Raw genomic sequence first — 2,484 nt, 5'->3', positions numbered from 1 at the left:
CCCGTCGTGGGCGCGGGCCCCTCGGCCGCCGGGGGCCGGTGTCGATCCAGCCCTGGAGCCGGATCGAGGGGTTCGACGACGACGCCATCGGCACCCCGGAGCACGGAGCCGAGAGCCTGGTCGAGCACTACGCCGATCTCCGTCCCGCCGATGTCGCGCACGCCCTGCGTGAACTACCCGAGGTGCGTCGGCTCGAGGTGGCCCGCACCCTCGACGACGAACGACTCGCGGACATCCTCCAGGAACTGCCCCACGACGAGCAGACCGAGATCGTGACCCGACTCGAGCTGGAACGGGCGGCGGACGTCCTCGAGGCGATGGATCCGGACGACGCGGCGGACCTGCTGGGCGAGATGCCGGAGAAGGACGCCGAGTCCTTCCTCGAACTCATGCATCCGGAGGGCTCCGCACCCGTCCGCCGCCTGTTGACGTTCGACGCGGACACCGCCGGCGGGCTCATGACGCCGGAACCCATCATCCTGTCCCCCCAGACGACAGTCGCGGAAGCCCTGGCCCACTGCCGCAATCCCGACCTGAGCCCGGCGCTGGCGAGCCTCGTCTTCGTGGTCCGACCCCCCACGGCCACCCCGACGGGCAAATATCTCGGATGCGTCCACATCCAGGCGCTGCTCCGGGAGTTGCCGTCGACGATGGTCGCCGAGACCGTGGACACCAGCCTGTCCAGCCTGCGTCCCACCGACTCGGTGGACTCGGTGACGAGGTTCTTCGCCACCTATAACCTCGTGTGCGGTCCCGTCGTGGACGACGAGGGCCATCTCCTGGGGGCGGTCGCGGTGGACGACCTCCTCGACCACCTGCTCCCCGAGGACTGGCGTGACATGGACCTCCACGACCACAGGGAGGTCCGTCGGTGACCGAACCGGGCACGCGCTCCGCTCTCTCCACACCCGTCACCTCGCGGCGGCCCCGCATCAGTGTCGACCCGGACGCGGTGGGCCGGTACAGCGAGGCCATCGCCCGGTTCTTCGGGACCGGCCAGTACCTGCTGATCCAGACGATCCTCGTGATCGTCTGGATCCTCATCAACGTCACGGTCGTGGCGATGCGCTTCGACCCCTATCCGTTCATCCTCCTCAACCTCGCGTTCTCCACCCAGGCGGCCTACGCCGCCCCCCTCATCCTCCTGGCCCAGAACCGTCAGGAGGACCGCGACAAGGAGTCGATCGCGGAGGACAGGCTGCGGGCCACCCAGACCAAGGCGGACACCGAGTTCCTGGCCCGGGAACTGGCCTCCGTCCGGCTCTCCGTGGGTGAGACGGTCACCCGCGACTACCTCCGCCGGGAACTCGACGACCTCAGGAGCTCGATCGAGCGCATAGAATCGCTGCTCGCGGACCAGAATTGTGACGGCGGTAACACCGAACGCCGCAAAAGCGATTCAGACACCAGGGGCCGGAGGTAGCGTCGACCAGCACGGCAGCGATGCCGCGACGCACCCCGCTCGCGACACCGTCCGGACGTTGTAGGGGGAACTTTGCGCAAGATCGCGCACAACACTGATCGACGGGCACTGACCAGCGCCGCGGTCGCCGCGGGCGTGATCGGCGTGCTCACCGCCGTGAGTCTGACGATGGACCACAGTCGGCCCACCGGGGCCTCGGGAATCGTCCAGGCGGCCGAGACCGCCACCCAGGATCCGACGACGACCGCGGCGGGTGCCACCACTCCGACCTCCGAGAACCCGCCGCCGAGCGACGTCCGGGACCCCGGCGCCGCACACATCGAGCCCGCGACGATCCCGGACGGCCCCCTCGGGATCCCCGGCATCGCCCTGGACGCCTACCACCGCGCCACCGACCGCCTCAACCTCGAGAAGCCCGCGTGCGAGATGGACTGGACACTTCTCGCGGGCATCGGCCAGGTCGAATCCAACCAGGGCCGTGGACGCTTCGACGCGCAGGGCAACACCATCGGCCGCATCCTCGGTCCCCGCCTCGACGGCTCGCTGCCCGGCACCGCCGTCATCACCGACACCGACGGCGGGCGGTTCGACGGCGACACCGAGTTCGACCGGGCGGTCGGCCCCGTGCAGTTCATCCCCTCCACCTGGGCGGTGCTGGGTCGGGACGGCAACGGCGACGGCGTGGCCGACCCCAACAACATCTACGACGGTGCACTCGCGGCCGCGACCCTGCTGTGTGGACAGGGCGGTTCGATGGGTGACCCCGCGGCCCGCACCCGGGCGGTCCTCGCCTACAACAACTCGCTCGCGTACGTGGCCAACGTCAACGCCTGGGCGCACGGCTACGCCGTCAACTCCTACCCGTTGCCGTCGGACCTGCCGGAGATCCACAAGCCCAGGCCGATCGTGGAACCACCGAAGACCCCCGAGCACTGCCCGGACGGCTGGGAGGGTCGGCCCACCGCGGCACCGGAGCCCGCGCCGCCGGGCGAGCCCGGCCGTCCGGTACCCGGATGTACCGAGGTGACCCCACCGCCGGCTCCCCCGGCAGTACCCACGCC

The 2,484-nt window shown here is 70.3% G+C and carries 3 protein-coding genes; all 3 read left to right on the top strand.

What is annotated here, in order from left to right; genetic code table 11:
* On the top strand, positions 1–875 hold an 875-nt coding region (locus G6020_RS10080; RefSeq protein ID WP_241732651.1), incomplete at its 5' end, for a CBS domain-containing protein.
* Positions 872–1,423: a DUF1003 domain-containing protein gene (locus tag G6020_RS10075; RefSeq protein WP_182610526.1), complete on the top strand. Its 552-nt coding sequence runs from the start codon at positions 872–874 to the stop codon at positions 1,421–1,423. The genes G6020_RS10080 and G6020_RS10075, both read left to right, overlap by 4 nt.
* Before the next feature lie 72 nt (positions 1,424–1,495).
* A partial coding sequence (locus tag G6020_RS10070) for a hypothetical protein (protein WP_182610525.1) occupies positions 1,496–2,484 on the top strand: 989 nt, incomplete at its 3' end.

The sequence above is a fragment of the Dietzia sp. B19 genome (assembly GCF_014145155.1).
In the GTDB taxonomy this organism is placed as follows: domain Bacteria; phylum Actinomycetota; class Actinomycetes; order Mycobacteriales; family Mycobacteriaceae; genus Dietzia; species Dietzia natronolimnaea.
Note: the sequence above shows the minus strand (reverse complement) of the source record. Positions and strands in the feature narration are given on the sequence as shown.